Annotated in this window: 19 protein-coding genes and 1 pseudogene; 11 read left to right on the top strand and 9 right to left on the bottom strand. The window is 66.3% G+C overall.

Annotation, left to right across the window (positions count from 1 at the left end):
* The coding region (locus ASC45_RS08845) for a transposase (protein ID WP_141655763.1) at positions 1-231 on the top strand (231 nt) is incomplete at its 5' end.
* Positions 232-427: 196 nt separating this feature from the next.
* Complete coding sequence (recJ, locus tag ASC45_RS08840) at positions 428-2164, top strand: single-stranded-DNA-specific exonuclease RecJ (protein WP_055450685.1); 1737 nt, start codon at positions 428-430, stop codon at positions 2162-2164.
* 7 nt (positions 2165-2171) lie between these two features.
* On the opposite strand, the gene ASC45_RS08835 is transcribed toward recJ, so the two are convergent.
* Positions 2172-2600: a DUF1841 family protein gene (locus tag ASC45_RS08835; protein WP_055450684.1), complete on the bottom strand. Its 429-nt coding sequence runs from the start codon at positions 2598-2600 to the stop codon at positions 2172-2174.
* 102 nt (positions 2601-2702) lie between these two features.
* On the opposite strand from ASC45_RS08835, the gene ASC45_RS08830 reads away from it, so the two are divergent.
* Complete coding sequence (locus ASC45_RS08830) at positions 2703-3293, top strand: malonic semialdehyde reductase (RefSeq protein ID WP_055450683.1); 591 nt, start codon at positions 2703-2705, stop codon at positions 3291-3293.
* Between the two features lie 175 nt (positions 3294-3468).
* Positions 3469-4101: a ParA family protein gene (locus ASC45_RS08825; RefSeq protein ID WP_055450655.1), complete on the top strand. Its 633-nt coding sequence runs from the start codon at positions 3469-3471 to the stop codon at positions 4099-4101.
* Between the two features lie 109 nt (positions 4102-4210).
* Here ASC45_RS08825 and ASC45_RS08820 read toward each other — a convergent pair whose 3' ends face one another.
* Positions 4211-5026 carry a Crp/Fnr family transcriptional regulator gene (locus ASC45_RS08820; protein WP_055450654.1) on the bottom strand — a complete coding sequence of 272 codons (816 nt, stop codon included), beginning with the start codon at positions 5024-5026 and terminating at the stop codon, positions 4211-4213.
* Between the two features lie 295 nt (positions 5027-5321).
* On the opposite strand from ASC45_RS08820, the gene nadC reads away from it, so the two are divergent.
* The 5 genes and pseudogenes from nadC (at position 5322) to ASC45_RS15865 (ending at position 7877) form a co-directional block, all read left to right on the top strand.
* Complete coding sequence (gene nadC / locus ASC45_RS08815; RefSeq protein WP_055450653.1) at positions 5322-6161, top strand: carboxylating nicotinate-nucleotide diphosphorylase; 840 nt, start codon at positions 5322-5324, stop codon at positions 6159-6161.
* A 30-nt stretch (positions 6162-6191) separates the two neighbouring features.
* Positions 6192-7289 carry a quinolinate synthase NadA gene (gene nadA / locus ASC45_RS08810; RefSeq protein ID WP_055450652.1) on the top strand — a complete coding sequence of 366 codons (1098 nt, stop codon included), beginning with the start codon at positions 6192-6194 and terminating at the stop codon, positions 7287-7289.
* A gap of 127 nt (positions 7290-7416) precedes the next feature.
* The gene (locus tag ASC45_RS16165) at positions 7417-7545 is read left to right on the top strand and encodes a hypothetical protein (RefSeq protein ID WP_281173293.1); all 129 of its coding nucleotides are present in this window, start codon (positions 7417-7419) and stop codon (positions 7543-7545) included.
* Positions 7546-7746: pseudogene (locus ASC45_RS15520) on the top strand (transposase); the annotation flags it as partial.
* On the top strand, positions 7707-7877 hold the full coding sequence (locus tag ASC45_RS15865; RefSeq protein WP_167344845.1) for a hypothetical protein: 171 nt from the start codon (positions 7707-7709) through the stop codon (positions 7875-7877). The pseudogene ASC45_RS15520 and the gene ASC45_RS15865, both read left to right, overlap by 40 nt.
* Positions 7878-8010: 133 nt before the next feature.
* Here the strand turns inward: ASC45_RS15865 and ASC45_RS08805 are convergent, their stop codons facing one another.
* From ASC45_RS08805 to smpB, 3 genes are all read right to left on the bottom strand, one after another.
* Entirely contained in the window at positions 8011-8301 is a 291-nt protein-coding gene (locus tag ASC45_RS08805; protein ID WP_055450651.1) for a hypothetical protein, read from the bottom strand.
* 12 nt (positions 8302-8313) lie between these two features.
* Positions 8314-9618 carry an ammonium transporter gene (locus ASC45_RS08800; protein ID WP_281173294.1) on the bottom strand — a complete coding sequence of 435 codons (1305 nt, stop codon included), beginning with the start codon at positions 9616-9618 and terminating at the stop codon, positions 8314-8316.
* A gap of 263 nt (positions 9619-9881) precedes the next feature.
* Positions 9882-10325, bottom strand: coding sequence for an SsrA-binding protein SmpB (gene smpB / locus ASC45_RS08795; protein ID WP_055450650.1), 444 nt, complete (start codon positions 10323-10325; stop codon positions 9882-9884).
* A gap of 76 nt (positions 10326-10401) precedes the next feature.
* Here smpB and ASC45_RS08790 point away from each other — a divergent pair, with 76 nt between their 5' ends.
* Both ASC45_RS08790 and ASC45_RS08785 read left to right on the top strand, forming a co-directional pair.
* Positions 10402-10842: a type II toxin-antitoxin system RatA family toxin gene (locus ASC45_RS08790; protein ID WP_055450649.1), complete on the top strand. Its 441-nt coding sequence runs from the start codon at positions 10402-10404 to the stop codon at positions 10840-10842.
* On the top strand, positions 10829-11158 hold the full coding sequence (locus ASC45_RS08785) for an RnfH family protein (RefSeq protein WP_055450648.1): 330 nt from the start codon (positions 10829-10831) through the stop codon (positions 11156-11158). Before ASC45_RS08790 ends, ASC45_RS08785 begins: the two co-directional genes overlap by 14 nt.
* Here the strand turns inward: ASC45_RS08785 and ASC45_RS08780 are convergent.
* Genes ASC45_RS08780 through ASC45_RS08765 form a run of 4 tightly spaced genes read right to left on the bottom strand, consistent with a single transcriptional unit; the run spans position 11141 to position 14818 of the window.
* Complete coding sequence (locus ASC45_RS08780; protein ID WP_245610007.1) at positions 11141-11842, bottom strand: ABC transporter ATP-binding protein; 702 nt, start codon at positions 11840-11842, stop codon at positions 11141-11143. The two genes, ASC45_RS08785 and ASC45_RS08780, sit on opposite strands and share 18 nt — an antisense overlap.
* Positions 11843-11847: 5 nt before the next feature.
* Positions 11848-12606, bottom strand: a complete 759-nt coding sequence (locus ASC45_RS08775) for an ABC transporter ATP-binding protein (RefSeq protein WP_055450647.1) — start codon at positions 12604-12606, stop codon at positions 11848-11850.
* Complete coding sequence (locus ASC45_RS08770; RefSeq protein ID WP_055450646.1) at positions 12603-13847, bottom strand: branched-chain amino acid ABC transporter permease; 1245 nt, start codon at positions 13845-13847, stop codon at positions 12603-12605. The genes ASC45_RS08775 and ASC45_RS08770 overlap by 4 nt, the downstream gene beginning before the upstream one ends.
* A complete protein-coding gene (locus tag ASC45_RS08765; protein ID WP_055450645.1) occupies positions 13844-14818 on the bottom strand; it encodes a branched-chain amino acid ABC transporter permease in 975 nt (324 codons plus the stop codon). The genes ASC45_RS08770 and ASC45_RS08765 overlap by 4 nt, the downstream gene beginning before the upstream one ends.
* Positions 14819-14829 lie beyond the last annotated feature (11 nt).

Raw genomic sequence — 14829 nt, 5'->3', positions numbered from 1 at the left:
GTGCGCAAAGTGATCTACACGACCAACGCCATCGAGAGCATCAACTCGCGGCTACGCAAAATCATCAAGACCCGCGGGCACTTTCCCAGCGACGACGCGGCCACGAAGCTGATCTGGCTGGCGCTGCGCAACATCACGGCCGACTGGGGCCGTGCCGCGCATGACTGGAAGGTGGCGATGAACCAATTCGCGATCCTGTACGCCGACCGATTCACGCAAACCACCGCGTAAGATGAAAACCGACTTGCCCACCGCGTCGTTCGGTTCGTCGCAAGCGCCGACCGACGCCGTGGACAAGTCTCCCAGCGCCTCGAACACAAAAATTCAGACAGCCCCGACATGGGGCAAAAAGCCGACGCCACATGGCATCCGCATGCCCATTTTTCGCCATCCGCGCCCCAAGCCCGACAGACTCCTCAACCTCACCATGCAATTTCTGCTTCGCCAGCCCGATCCCCGCGCCCAGCACCGGCTAGAGCAGGCCGGCACGCATCCGCTGCTGGCTCAGCTGTTCGCCGCGCGCGGGGTGAAGGATGCGGCCGAGCTGGAGCAGGGCTTGGAGCATCTGTTGCCGCCCGCCCTGCTCAAAGGCGCGGAACAGGCGGCGCAGGCGCTGGCCGATGCCATCGCCCGGGGTGAGCGTCTGCTCATCGTCGCCGACTACGACTGCGACGGCGCCACGGCCTGCGCCGTGGGGCTGCGCGGATTGCGGGCGATGGGCGCGAAGGTTTCGTACCTCGTGCCCAACCGCTTCACCACGGGCTACGGCCTGTCGCCCGCCGTAGTGGAACTGGCGCTGCAGCTCGAAGGCGGAAAACCCGACTGGATCGTCACTGTGGACAACGGTATCGCCAGTGTGGAGGGCGTGGCGCATGCCCACGCGCATGGCATGCGCGTGCTCGTCACCGATCATCACCTGCCTGGCGACGCACTGCCTGAGGCCGAGGTCATCGTCAACCCGAACCAGCCGGGCTGCGGCTTTCCGAGCAAGTCCATCGCCGGGGTCGGAGTGATGTTCTATGTGCTGCTGGCGCTGCGCGCCGAGCTGCGTCGCCGCGGCGTGTTCGATGCGGCGAATCAGCCCCGGCTCGACGCCCTGCTCGATCTGGTGGCGCTGGGCACCGTGGCCGACGTGGTGCGGCTCGATGCCAACAACCGGCTGCTGGTGGCGCAGGGGCTCAAACGCATCCGCGAAGGTCGCCTGCAGCCGGGCATCGCCGCCCTGCTGCAGGTCGCCGGGCGCGAGGCGGCGCGCATCAACAGCGCTGATCTGGGCTTCGCGCTGGGGCCGCGCATCAACGCCGCGGGGCGGCTGGCCGACATGACGGTGGGCATCGAATGTCTCACCACCGACGACCCGGCGCGCGCGCTCGAACTGGCCCAGATGCTCGACAGTTTTAACCGCGAGCGGCGCGGCATCGAAGACGGCATCAAGGCCGAGGCGCTGGCCATGCTGGAGGATCTCGACCATGGCGCGGGGCAGGAGGCGGGCGGCAACGTCGCAGCCATCAGCCTGTTCGCGCCGCACTGGCACGAAGGCGTGATCGGCATCGTCGCCGGGCGTATCAAAGACCGCGAGCATCGTCCTACCTTCGTGTTCGCACCGGCCGAAGATGGCACCTTGCGCGGCTCAGGCCGGTCGATTGCCGGGTTTCATCTGCGCGACGCACTCGATCTGGTGGCCAAGCGCGAGCCGGGGCTGCTGCTGCGTTTCGGTGGTCACGCCATGGCGGCGGGGTGTTCGCTGGTGCCCGACGGTTTCGAGCGTTTTCGCGCCGCATTCGCACAGGTGGCGGGCGAATGGCTCGAACCCTCGCAGTTGCAGCGCCGCGTGGAGGTGGACGGGCCGCTGCCCGCGCAATGGCTGCTGCCCGAAATAGCCACGTTGCTGAGCGCACAGGTCTGGGGGCAGGGCTTCGCCGCGCCCCTATTCAGCGCAAGGGTGCAGGTGAAGCAGCAGCGTCTGATCGGCGAGCGACACCTCAAGGCCAAGGTGAGGCTGGTCGATGCCGAAGGCGTGCCGGGCAACGCCTTGTTCGACCTTCTGGCCTGGGGTCGCACCGACTTCCTGCCCGACGAGGCGCGCATCGCCTACCGTCTGGAGAGCAACACCTGGCAAGGCCTCACCTCGGTGCAACTGGTGCTCGAAGCGGTCGAGGGTTGACCTCTGCTCAACGTGCGGTGGCTCGCCTCTGCACGCAGTCCACATACGCCGCGCCGTCGGGCGGCAGGCCGCTGCGCTGCGCCGTCCACAGCATCTCGCCCAGGCACTCCATGATGGCGTGGTGCGCCTCGTGCTCGCCCAGCCTGCTGCGCAGCAGCTCGAATGCCTGGCGTATGCCCGGCGGCTGGTCGATGGACACCTGCTCGGCGATCGACAGGTGCATCGACAGATGCAGGAACGGGTTGGTGCGCCCCTGCTCCACGCTGTAATCACGGTCGGCGCTCTGCGGGTCGGACAGCTCGGCGTGGTATTCGGGGTGCAGTTCCATCCAGTCGGCCGCGATCATTTCCAGCGGCGTGAGCACGCCGCCGCCTCGGTGCCGCTGCCAGGCGGAGAGAAAGAACTGCCGGACTTCGTCTTTGGTCGGATTGAACATGATGGGAGCATTGTCGCCGTTGACGCTCAGCTTCGTCTTGCATCTGCTTACATGCGCGATTTCAGCGACCATTTCAGCATTGCCACTTACGGAGAAACAGCCATGCCCATGATCGACGCCAACGCCCTGCGCCAACTCTTCGACGAAGCCCGGACACACAACGCCTGGCTGGACAAGCCCGTGCCCGAGCATCTGCTGCACCAGCTCTACGACCTTATGAAATGGGGGCCGACCTCGGCCAACTGTTCCCCGGCGCGCATCGTGTTCGTGCAGTCGGCACAGGCCAAGGCGCGGCTTGCGCCCTGCATGAGCGAGGGCAATCGCGCCAAGACCCAGCAGGCCCCGGTGACCGCCATCATCGGCATGGACATGGCCTTCTACGAGCACCTGCCCACGCTGTTTCCGCACAACCCCGATGCGCGCAACTGGTTTGCGGGCAAACCCGACTTCATCGCCACCACGGCGATGCGCAACTCCAGCCTGCAAGGGGGCTACTTCATCCTCGCTGCCCGGGCCCTGGGCCTGGACTGCGGCCCGATGAGCGGCTTCGACGCAGCGGCGGTGAACGCCGCCTTCTTCGCGGACAGCAACGTGAAGGTGAATTTCATCTGCAACCTCGGCTACGGCGACCCCAAGGCGCTGTTCCCGCGCAGCCCGCGGCTGAGTTTCGAGCAGGCCTGCCGCATCGAGTAAGGCGTCGCCCGCTGGTTCTGGTAATTTGTAGGAGCCTGTCGGGATTGGGGATCGCGGGCTGCAAAAAAGCCGCTGCCGCAGGGCATCCACATGCCCATTTTTCGCCTTCCGCGTCCCAAGCCCGACAGGCTCCTAGGGCATCATTTCCAGAACACCAGACTTGAAAGGGAGCGCCATGCCGGTCATCGTTGTCGCCAATCCCAAGGGCGGGGTGGGCAAGTCCACGTTGTCGACGCAGATTGCAGGTTATTTCGCCAGGCAGGGCCATGCGGTGATGCTGGGCGATTCGGATCGGCAGGAATCGGCGCGGCTATGGCTGTCGCTGCGCGAGCCGACCTTGCCCCGCATCGACACCTGGGACATGAGCCACGACTACATCGCGCGGCCCCCCAAGGGCACGACGCATGCCGTCATCGACACCTCGGCCGGGCTGCACGGCTGGCGGCTGAACGATGTGATGAAACAGGCCGACAAAGTGCTGGTACCGCTGTCGGCCTCGATTTTCGACATCTACGCCACACAGGATTTCGTGCTGAAGTTGCGCGACGTGCGCGAGAAGCACGGTTTCGACCTGGCCTTGGTCGGGGTACGCATCGACCCACGCACCCACGCCGCCGAGCAATTGCAAGCCTTCGTGGAACAAAGCGGCCTGCCGATGCTGACCAATCTGCGCCAGACCACGCTGTATCCGCAGATGGCCGCGCACGGGCTAACCCTCTGGGACTTGCCGCCCAGCCAGGCCGCCAGGGATCTGGAGCAATGGCAGCCCATCATCGACTGGCTGCAGACGCCGGGGGGCAAAAAATAAGGCACATCCAGGAATCACTCCTCAGGATGTGCCCAAGCTGCAAGGATACGGATCGATGGCGCTGTCGTGGTCTGGCGGCCGTGGTGTGAGAGATGTCGGCTGATCGGCTTCAGGCTGCACGTTCGGGCTGGGCGATCAGGCCGAGGGCAGGACGGTTGATGCGGAACAGGCGCGGGCCGACGTGTTCGAGCAGCTTGTCGCGCTCGAACTGGGCGATGACGCGGCTGGCAGTCTCCAGCGCCACGCCGAGCATGGCGCCCAGGTCGCTGCGCTTCGGCAATGTGATGGTGTCGTTGAGCTCCGGGTCGGCCAGCTTGAGCAGCAGGCGCGCCATGCGCGCCGGAATCGCGCCCGAGCCCAGCAGCAGCGCCCATTCGTCGGTGTCTCGCAGCGCGCGGTGCCAGCGCTCGAGAAATTCCTGGCGCAGATTGGGCACCTGCTCTTCCATTTTTCGGATCACTTCCACCGGAATGCGGCACACCCGCACCGCGCCGATGGCCGAAGCGTGGTGCATATAGGGCTCGTGAATGAAGCACTCCAGGCCGATGAGGTCGCCGCGGCGGGCGACTCGGGTGATGCGGCGGGTGCCATCGGGCAGCACCCGTTCGAGCTTCACATAGCCGGTCTTGATGGTGTAGAGCCAGTCGCCCCGCTGGCCTTCGCTGAACAACTGCTGGCCCGCGGCATACTGCATGTCGTCGATGACCTGATGAAAGGTATCGAAATCTTCCATGCGCAATGCGCCGAACAGCGCGATGCGGCGCACGCCGCAGTTGCGACAATCGGACGCCCCACGCCAGGCATTGACCACCTCGCTGTGCGCCATGCGACTGGCTGCGGGCTCCTTGGAGCGTGCAAGCGACTTGCGCAGATTGCTCAGCGGAATGGCAGTGGTGGACGGTGGGCTGGCGAAGGTGGTTTCCATGGCTTGCTCGAATTGACGTGGCGCAATATTAGCGAATGCTGATATAGCTTTGTCAATATAGGGAATTCACGGTTGGAACTAGGGAAAACCCTGAAAATTTTGAAACTTCATTGCGGATAGTCGATTTTTGCACCGCACAAATCTGCGGCAATTTGCCGCATTCCGATGCGCGCACTGTGTCGATGCGGCGACAGACGCGCTGGGAGCCGCGGCCGCAGCGGGCTCACGCAAGCGCCTAAACTGCACTTTTTTGCTGTCCGCGCTTCCTGGCCGACACAGAATGACGAGGATCACCATGATGGATGTGCAAACGCTGGCGGCCCGCGACGTGCGGCGCGCTCTGGAGGAGGATGTGGGGAGCGGCGATCTCACGGCCGGGCTCATCTCGCCCGATGCCGTCGCTCTGGCCACCGTGCGCAGCCGCGAGGCGGCACGCCTGTGCGGCGCGCCCTGGGCCAACGCCTGTCTGCGCGCGCTAGATCCCGGCGCCCATGTGGAGTGGCTGACGCCAGAGGGCGGCGCCTTGGAGGCCGATCAGGTCTTTCTGCAATTGCGCGGCAACGCCCGAGCGTTGCTGACCGCCGAGCGCACCATGCTCAACTTTCTGCAACTGCTCAGCGCCGTGGCCACGCGCACCGCCGAGTATGTCGAGGCGGTGCGCGGCACGCGGGCGCAGATCGTCGATACCCGCAAGACCCTGCCCGGACTGCGTCTGGCGCAGAAGTACGCCGTGCGCGTGGGCGGCGGCATGAACCACCGCCTGGGTCTGTTCGATGCCGTGCTGATCAAGGAAAACCACATCGCCGCAGCCGGTGGCGTGACTGCTGCACTGGAGCAGGCCAGGCGGGTCGCGGCGCAGGCGCAGTTCATCCAGATCGAAGTGGAGACCCTGGCTCAGCTCGATGAAGCCCTCAAGGTAGGGGCGAGCATGATCCTGCTGGACAATATGAGCCTGGAGCAGTTGCGCGAGGCCGTGCGTCTGAACGCCGGGCGTGCTGTGCTCGAAGTCTCGGGCGGAGTCGATCTGGACACCGTTCGCGCCATTGCAGAAACCGGTATCGACCGCATCTCGGTAGGCAAACTCACCAAGGATGTGCAGGCCGTCGATCTGTCGATGCGCTTCACCCGGATCTGAGCCACCTGCTTCGCCCAAGAGGAACCTCGCATGTCCGCCACCTTTGCCGTCACGTTTGAGAGTCCCGTCACCGGCACTTCGCAAGCCTGGGCGCGTGTGCCCGCCGAGCCTGATCCGGCCGAGCGCGACGTCCTCATGGCGCGTTGCGCCGAGTTGCTGCGCGCGCACGACGCCGCGCTGGTGGCGCATTACTACACCCACCCCGACCTGCAAGATCTGGCGCAGGCCACCGGCGGGCTGGTGGCCGATTCGCTGGAAATGGCGCGGTTCGGCGCCCGTCATGCGGCTTCCACCCTGGTCGTCGCAGGAGTGCGCTTCATGGGCGAGACGGCGAAGATGCTGTCGATGGACAAGCGCGTGCTCATGCCCGATCTCGACGCCAACTGCTCGCTCGATCTGGGCTGCCCCGCGCCGCAGTTCAGCGCCTTCTGCGACGCCCATCCCGACCGCACCGTGGTGGTCTATGCCAACACCAGCGCGGCGGTGAAGGCGCGCGCCGACTGGGTGGTGACCTCGAGCTGCGCGCTCGACATCGTGGCCCACCTGCACGCGCGCGGCGAAAAAATCCTCTGGGCCCCCGACCGTCATCTGGGCGGCTACATCCAGCAGCAGACCGGCGCCGACATGCTGCTTTGGCAGGGCTCGTGCATCGTGCACGACGAATTCAAGGCGCTCGAACTCGAGATGCTCAAGGCCGAGCATCCTCGCGCCAAGGTCTTGGTGCACCCCGAGAGCCCGGCGCAGGTCGTGGCGCTGGCCGACGTGGTGGGATCGACCTCGCAAATCCTGAAAGCGGCGCGCGAGCTCGACGCGCCCGAGTTCATCGTCGCCACCGACACCGGCATGTTCCACGCGCTCAAGCAGCAGAACCCCGGCAAGACCTTCATCCCCGCGCCCACCGCAGGCAATGCCGCGACCTGCAAGAGCTGCGCGCATTGTCCCTGGATGGCGATGAACACATTGGCCGGTCTGGCTCGGGTCCTGGAAAGCGGTCACAACACCATCGAACTCGCTCCGGATCTGGCCCAGCGTGCCCGCCTGCCGGTTGCGCGCATGCTCGATTTCACCGCGGCCCAGGCCACGGCAGCAACACGGGGCAGCCTGGTGCCGGGCATCGGCGCGGCCTGAAAAATCGCTGGGCTGTGTTGACGTGCATGGCGTACAGGACTGAAATGTTCACAAGCTCTCAGCAGCCGTGAACCAGTCGTCCATCTCGTTCGTTGAATCCGGGGTGTGATTTAGGGACGAGGAACGCATGAGCGAAGACAAGGGCACTGTGGCGCTGTTCGACGACATACCAGCCGTGAGCGAAGGGGGCAAGGCTGTGGCGATGCGCAGCGTGGTGCCACGACTGCAGCGCGCGGTGCGTGATCAGGTCGAGTAGCGAGCGTGTGACCTCGAATCGCTCATTGCGCCGGACCATCGGGCGCGATCGGTCTGGCAGTTCGTGCAATCCTTGGACTTGGCCGAGTTGCACGAGGGCATCCGTGCTGTGGAGGGTCGGCCCGGGCGCCCGCCCATTGACCCGGCGATCCTGCTGACACTGTGGCTGTACGCGACGCTGGACGGCGTGGGCTCGGCGCGCTGCTGCGACGCCGCCACCTGTGGCGCTTCAACGTGCGCGGCCTGGTCAAGGCCCGTGCCGTGATGCTGTGGCATGCGCTGGCGCACAACCTGCAACGCATGATTGCGCTGGATCTGGTGCCACAGACCTGAGCCAGCGGCCCTCGCAGGCTCGTTGCGGCTGCGCCAAGTGCAATCAGGTCGCCTTTGGCTGCCGCGCACGCCGTGGCGCGCTCCAGCTTGCATCGATCGCCTCGGGCACGTCAAGTGATTGGCTCACGGCTTTTCAGCGCAGCCGCCCCAGGTAAGACGCCGGGGCGGCAGGCTTGGCGCTTGCACCCTTGTCCTTGCCACCTTCTCCTGCGCCCTTGTCGATGCCACCAGGAAACATCACCGCCTCGAAACGGTCGGCCCATTGGTTGAGGTCCGCGTCGTTCTCGGCGCGTGCCACGCGCAGCACTTCCTTCGCGTAATCGGCGTTCTGCGCCATCCACTCCGTGTCCGTCACCCGCCCGATTTTGCGGCGCAACAGCACGTGCAGGTGAGCGGCCAGTGCCAGGGCTTCGGAACTTCCCATGTCGTGCACTCCTTATTCGATGCGCTCGCCATGCTGGCTCAGATCCAGCCCAGCCTCTTCAGCCTCGGCATCTACCCGCAGGCCCATGACGGCATCGATCAGCTTGAGCACAATGAAACTGGCGACGAAGCTGTAGACCAGCGTGGCGCAGGCTCCCAGCGTCTGCACCAGCACCGAGGCGGTTTGACCGCTGTACGACGGCACGGCGAATAAACCGGTCAGCACCGCGCCAGCAAAACCGCCCACGCCGTGAATGCCGAATACGTCGAGCGCGTCGTCCGCGCCGAGCAGACGCTTGAGCCCGGTGGCGCCCCAATAGCAAATCACACCGGCGATCAGGCCGACCGCTACCGCGCCCATGGGATCGACAAAGCCCGACGCCGGGGTGATGGCCACCAGTCCAGCCACGGCACCTGAGCAGATGCCAAGTAGAGTGGGGCGGCCGCGCAGAGTCCATTCGGTCAGCATCCAACTGAACGCGGCCGCAGCGGTGCCCAGTTGGGTGGCGAGCATGGCCATGCCGGCACGGCCATCGGCGGCGCAGGCCGAGCCGGCGTTGAAACCGAACCAGCCCACCCACAACAGCGCCGCGCCAATCATGGTGTAGGTCAGATTGGCGGGCAGGAACGGCTCCTGCCCCCAGCGCTGGCGCTTGCCCAGCACGATGGCGCAGGCCAGGCCCGCAGCGCCCGCATTCACATGCACCACCGTGCCGCCGGCAAAGTCGAGCATGCCCAGCGACGCCAGCCAGCCCGACGGCTCCCAGACAGAATGCGCCACCGGGGCGTACACCAGCAGCGACCACAGTCCCATGAACACCAGCATGGCAGAGAACTTCATGCGCTCGGCAAACGCCCCCACGATCAACGCCGGGGTGATGATGGCGAAGGTCATCTGGAACATCACATACACCGACTCGGGGATGGTGGGTGCCAGTTCACTGACCGACACCGTACCGCTGCTCTTGCTGAAAAACACCCCATCCAGAAACAGCCGCGACAGGCCACCGATATACGGGCTGCCCGGCATGAATGCCAGGCTGTACCCGGCAATGAACCACAGCAGGGTGACCAGCACCGTGGTGGCGAAGACCTGCATGGTGATGCCGAGAATGTTTTTCTTGCGCACCATGCCGGCGTAGAACAGCGCCAGTCCGGGGATGGTCATCATCAGCACCAGCGCGGTGGAGGCCAGCATCCAGGCGGTATCACCGGAATTCAGCGTGGAGGTATTGACGACGTGCGGTACCGACAGCGACGCTGGCGCGGTCTGCGCCAATGCACCGATTGGGAAGAAGCTGGCAAGAGCGGCCAGTATGGCGCTGCGGGATAGCCTGCTGCGCAAGATGTTGTCTGGGTGTGAAAGCGTGCTGTGCATGAAAGCCCCTGATCAAGTTTGTGAAGGGGATTTCGCAATTTCCAGACCAGCGCACAGCAGCGGCTCGATCGCTGTGGGGTGTGAAACAAATCACAAACCACGCTGTTGCGCAAGCACCTGTTGGGGTGGGGTGCAAGCAATCGCAAGCGACGGCACGGCATTGGTGCGCTGCCGCGCTGCGCTGCACTGAAAACATGCGGCGACTACCGCGTCTTCATGATGCGCGCCTTTTCGCGTTGCCAATCGCGTTTGGCCTCGGTGTCGCGCTTGTCGTGGTCTTTCTTGCCCTTGCCCAGTGCCACCTCCACCTTCACCCGTCCCCCCTTGTAGTGCAGGTTGATCGGCACCAGGGTGTAGCCGCGTTGCTCGACCTTGCCGATGAGCTTGCGGATTTCGTCCTTGTGCATCAGCAGCTTGCGCGTGCGCGAGGCGTCGGGCCGCACGTGGGTGGAGGCGCTGTTCAGCGCGGTGACGTTCATGCCGATGAGAAACAGCTCGCCATCACGGATGACGACATAGCCGTCGGTGAGCTGCACCTGACCGGCGCGGATGGACTTGACCTCCCAGCCCTCGAGCACGATGCCCGCCTCGAAGCGATCTTCGAGAAAGTAATTGAAGTGGGCCTTGCGGTTTTCGGCGATGCTCATGCTTGGGGATATGGGGTTTGCCCGGCTCAATACAATCGACCGATTCTAAGAAGCCTTCAACCGCACGCGCTCGTCTATGCCCCAGGTTCACAAATCCGTCCTCATCTGGTACAGCCCGCGGGAGATGTACGACCTGGTCACCGATGTGGCAGCTTATCCCGAGTTCCTGCCTTGGTGCGGCGGCGCTTCGGTGCAGGAACAAGACGGCGACTCGGTGCGCGCCAGCGTGACCATCGACTTCAAGGGCATACGCCAGAGCTTCACCACGCAGAACACCAACGTGCCCGGTGAGGAGGTGCGCATGCGGCTGGTGGATGGGCCGTTCTCCGCCTTGCACGGTCGCTGGGTGTTCAACCCGCTGGCCGATGGCAAGGCGTGCAAGGTCGAGTTTTTGCTCGATTACAAGTTCTCCAATTTTCTGGTGGAGAAGGTCATCGGCCCGGTGTTCAATCACATCGCCAGCAGCTTTGTCGATGCCTTCGTGCAGCGCGCCAAGCAGGTTTATGGGCCACGCTGAAGCCAGCGGGGAGTTGCGTATTGCCGTGTTCTACGCGCCCGAGACGGGCGAGGCGGACCTGCGCCAGATCACCTTGCCCGCAGGCGCCACGGTGGCGCAGGCGATCGAAGTCAGCGGCATGCTGGCCGCGCATCCCGAATTGAGCCGGCCCGAATTTGCCGCGGGCATCGACGGTCGCCGTGTCGGCCCGCAACAGGTGTTGCGCGACGGCGATCGCATCGACCTGTGCGGCCCGCTGCAGGTCGATCCGATGACCGCGCGCCGTCTGCGCGCAGCGGCGGCGCGTCACAAGGCGCGCTCAAAGCCAGGCGGCTGAAACGTCCTGCGGCAGTTCATGCGGCGCTCCGTCGAACTGCACCTGTCCATCGCCCAGCACCATCACGCGATCGGCCAGCGACCAGGCCCAGGGCTTGGGCTCGGCCATGAGCAGGCCGAGTCCCTGCGACCGCAGCTGATCGACGAGAGCGGCCGTCTCGGCCACGCGCTGCGGCGCCAGGCCTTCGGTCGGCTCGTCGAGCAGCAGCACCGTGGGGTTGCCCATCAACGTCCGGGCGATGGCGAGCATCTGCTGTTCGCCGCCCGAAAGCGCCTGCGCCGACACATCCAGGCGGGGCGACAAGGCCGGAAAGAGGCGCAGCACGCTCGCCTCGTTCCAGCTCGCCGCGCCGCTGGGGCCGGGCTTGGCGCCCAGCAGAAGGTTTTGCCGCATGCTCAGGCGGGGGAAGATCTCGCGCTGCTCGGGCACATAGCCCAGCCCCAGTCGGGCGCGATGGTGGGCGGGCAGGGGGAGGAGTTCGCGCCCGGCCAGACGGGCCGATCCGGTGGCGGGAACCAGACCCATCAGCGCCTTGAGCAGGGTGCTGCGCCCGCTGCCGTTGCGTCCGAGCAGCAGCAGCAATTCCCCGGCGCGCAGGTGCAGATGCACCCCGCGCAACACCTGCACCCGCCCATAGCCGACGTGCAGCGCCTCGACCTGGAGCATGGGTTCGGGCGTGAGCATGGCCGTCATGTCGCCGCGCCCAGATAGACCGCCTGCACCCGGGCATCCTGACGGATTTGCTCGGGAGTGCCGTCGGCCAGCACCTGGCCCTGATGCAGCACGATCACCCGGCTGGCCAGGCGCAACAGCCTGTCGGGGTCGTGCTCGATCAGCAGCAGGGTGCGGTCGGTAGCGACGCGGGCGATCAGATCGAACATGGCTGCCGCCTGAGCGCGGCTCATGCCCGCGGTGGGCTCGTCGAGCAGCAGCAGCGGTGCCTGACCCAGCAGGGCGAGGCCGAGTTCGAGCGCGCGCAGTCGGGGGTAGTCGATCTGCTGCGGCGTGAGGTCTGCGCAGGTCTGCAAACCCAGCAGGCTCAGCCCATGCTGGACTTTGCGCTCCGTCGCGGCGTCGGCTGCTCGTTGCCGCCACCATTGGCGCGGCCGCTGGCGGGCGATGAGGGCGGCGCGCAGATGGTCAGCCACGCTCAGCGAGGCGAAGACCTGCGGCGACTGGAAGCTGCGCCCCACGCCGGCAAGCGCGATGCGGCTGGGCGGCAGCCGGTCGATGCGCCGTCCGGTGAGCCAGATGTTGCCCGCACTCAGCGCTACCAGCCCGCTGATCGCCTGGAACAGCGTGGACTTGCCCGCGCCGTTGGGCCCGATGAGCGCCACCCGCTCGCCCGTCCCGATGCGCAGGTTCACGTTCGAAAGAATGGTCTGGCCCCCGAGCACACAGCTCGCGCCGCGCACTTCGAGCACGGCAGGCGTCGTGGCTGCGTTCATGTCGGCCCTTCCCCGGCATGCAGCCGCGTCGCCAGTTGGCGCCACACCAGGGCGCCTAGCCCCGCGCCCACAACGCCCAGCCAGGCCGCGCCGACCCATACCTCGGCGCTGTAGGCGCGCACCGTCACCCCCCAGAGCCGCAGCGTGCCATGCGCCAGCAGTTGTTGCCGCACCGCGTAGAGCAGTTCGATCAGGCTGCTGGCGCCGATGAGCGTCACTGCGCCGCAAAGCAGCAGCGCGGCCAGACCCCACAGAGCATCGGGGTCGCGCCGCGCGCGCAGACGCTGCGTCAGATCGCCCAGCACCATGGCCAGACCCTGCGGCGCCCACATCACGATGAGCAGAAAGCCCAGGCCGACATACAACATCCAGGCCTGGGAGATCGAGGCGAGCAGGACTTCGCTGCCGACCATCAGCCCCGAGCCGAGCAGCGCGCCCCATGCGGTGCCGCTGCCCGCAGCCAGGCTGAAGAGCAGGGCCATGCTCGATGGCGCCAGGCCCAGCGATCCGGCGCTGACCTGCTCGAAGTGCAGGGCTTGCAGCGCACCGGACAAACCGGCGAGAAAGGCGCTCACCACGACGAAATACGAGCGCACGCGCCGGGGTGCGGCTCCGCCCGTGGCCACGCGCAGCGGGTTGTCGCGTACCGCGCGGGCGAGCAGATCGAGCCGCGTGCCGTCCAGCCAGCGCAACAGGCCCGCGCCGAGCAGCACATACGCGGCGCTCACGCCATAGACCTGACGCTGTGACAGCAGATTCAGCCCCAGCCAGACCGGCCCCGCGGTGCGGTCGGTCGAGATGCCGCCTTCGCCGCCGAAAAAGCCTTGCAGCATCGGTGCGGCCAGCGCCACGAGCACACCCAGCCCTAAGGTGATCATGGCAAAGCTTAGTCCACCGTGGCGCACGCTGATGGGCCCAGCCACCAGCGCGACGCCCGCGGCGAACAGCCCGCCGTACAGCGGCACGAGCGCGAAGGGCAGCGGCCAGCCCGCTGCGGCGATGGCGTTCATCGCATGCGCCGCGGCATAGGCCGCCAGACCCGCATACATCGCCTGCCCGAAGCTGAGCAGCCCCGCGCGCGAGGCCAGCAGACCGACCGACAGCAGCATCAGCCAGGCCACGGTCAGTTGCGACAGCAGGGAAAAGGTAGCGCCACTGAGCGGCAGCGCCAGCGGCAAGGCGACCGTCGCCGCGAACAGCGCCGATGCGGTGAGCGTCCGACGCCGCCTGATCGTACTCACGAAGGCTCTCTCAAAGCGAATCGGCGGGTCAGTCCCTGCGGGCGCAGCACCATCACGACGACCAGCAGCAGATAGGGCAGCAAGGGAGCCGCGCGCGCAAGATCGAGATGCAGCAGGCTGGCCAGCAGGCCATCGCGCGCGGGCCATGCGGCGGGCGTCTGCCAGCCGAGGCGAGCCAGGACGTCGGCGATGGAGCCGTTGACCGCCACCGCGAGCGTCTGCACCTCGCCCACCAGCAAGGCGCCCAGCATGGCGCCGCGCAGCGAGCCCAATCCACCGATGATGATGACCGCGAACAGCAGCGCGCCCATCTGCGCGGCCATGTCGGGTTCGGTGATGAGCAGTGGCCCGCCCACCGCGCCGGCCAGACCGGCCAGCGCCGCGCCCGCGGCGAAAACCCCGGTCTGCACCGCCCGCACGTCGTGACCCAAGGCCTGCACCATGGGGGCGTGAGTCAGCGCGGCCTGCACGATCAAGCCGGCGCGCGTGCGCCACAGCAGCAGCCAGGCTACCGCCAGCGCGGCCAGCGCCATGGCCATGACAAATCCACGATAGACCGGAAAGTCCACGCCGCCCAGCGTCAGCAGGCTGCCCTGCAGCGCATGGGGAATGGCATAGGGCACCGAGCCATTGCCCCACAGCAGGCGCACCACTTCCACCTGCACGATGCCGAGGGCGAAGGTGGCGAGCAGTTCAGGCAGATGACCGCGGGCCCGCAGGGGCCGCAGCACCCCGACCTCGAAAGCCGTGCCCAGCAGCGCCAGGCCCAGGGGGGCGATGACCAAGCCGCCCCAGAAGCCGAACCACTGGCTGCTTTGCCATGCCAGATAGGCGCCCAGCATGTAAAAGCTGCCGTGGGCGAAGTTGAGCACGCCGAGCAGCGAAAAAATCAGCGTCAGGCCCGAAGCCAGCAAGAACAGCAGCAGGCTGTAACTCAGACCGTTGAGCGCGGAGAGGGCGAGCGCGTCCATGCGGGAACCGG

The sequence above is a fragment of the Thiomonas bhubaneswarensis genome, from assembly GCF_001418255.1.
Classification (GTDB): Bacteria; Pseudomonadota; Gammaproteobacteria; order Burkholderiales; family Burkholderiaceae_C; genus Thiomonas; species Thiomonas bhubaneswarensis.
Note: the sequence above shows the minus strand (reverse complement) of the source record. Positions and strands in the feature narration are given on the sequence as shown.

Bases quoted from the DNA above. Each gene is read 5' to 3' on its own strand.
- recJ (WP_055450685.1), top strand. From the start codon at position 428: ATGCAATTTCTGCTTCGCCAGCCCGATCCCCGCGCCCAGCACCGGCTA.
- ASC45_RS08835 (WP_055450684.1), bottom strand. From the start codon at position 2,600: ATGTTCAATCCGACCAAAGACGAAGTCCGGCAGTTCTTTCTCTCCGCC.
- ASC45_RS08830 (WP_055450683.1), top strand. From the start codon at position 2,703: ATGCCCATGATCGACGCCAACGCCCTGCGCCAACTCTTCGACGAAGCC.
- ASC45_RS08825 (WP_055450655.1), top strand. From the start codon at position 3,469: ATGCCGGTCATCGTTGTCGCCAATCCCAAGGGCGGGGTGGGCAAGTCC.
- ASC45_RS08820 (WP_055450654.1), bottom strand. From the start codon at position 5,026: ATGGAAACCACCTTCGCCAGCCCACCGTCCACCACTGCCATTCCGCTG.
- nadC (WP_055450653.1), top strand. From the start codon at position 5,322: ATGATGGATGTGCAAACGCTGGCGGCCCGCGACGTGCGGCGCGCTCTG.
- nadA (WP_055450652.1), top strand. From the start codon at position 6,192: ATGTCCGCCACCTTTGCCGTCACGTTTGAGAGTCCCGTCACCGGCACT.
- ASC45_RS16165 (WP_281173293.1), top strand. From the start codon at position 7,417: ATGAGCGAAGACAAGGGCACTGTGGCGCTGTTCGACGACATACCAGCC.
- ASC45_RS08805 (WP_055450651.1), bottom strand. From the start codon at position 8,301: ATGGGAAGTTCCGAAGCCCTGGCACTGGCCGCTCACCTGCACGTGCTG.
- smpB (WP_055450650.1), bottom strand. From the start codon at position 10,325: ATGAGCATCGCCGAAAACCGCAAGGCCCACTTCAATTACTTTCTCGAA.
- ASC45_RS08790 (WP_055450649.1), top strand. From the start codon at position 10,402: ATGCCCCAGGTTCACAAATCCGTCCTCATCTGGTACAGCCCGCGGGAG.
- ASC45_RS08785 (WP_055450648.1), top strand. From the start codon at position 10,829: ATGGGCCACGCTGAAGCCAGCGGGGAGTTGCGTATTGCCGTGTTCTAC.
- ASC45_RS08780 (WP_245610007.1), bottom strand. From the start codon at position 11,842: ATGCTCACGCCCGAACCCATGCTCCAGGTCGAGGCGCTGCACGTCGGC.
- ASC45_RS08775 (WP_055450647.1), bottom strand. From the start codon at position 12,606: ATGAACGCAGCCACGACGCCTGCCGTGCTCGAAGTGCGCGGCGCGAGC.
- ASC45_RS08765 (WP_055450645.1), bottom strand. From the start codon at position 14,818: ATGGACGCGCTCGCCCTCTCCGCGCTCAACGGTCTGAGTTACAGCCTG.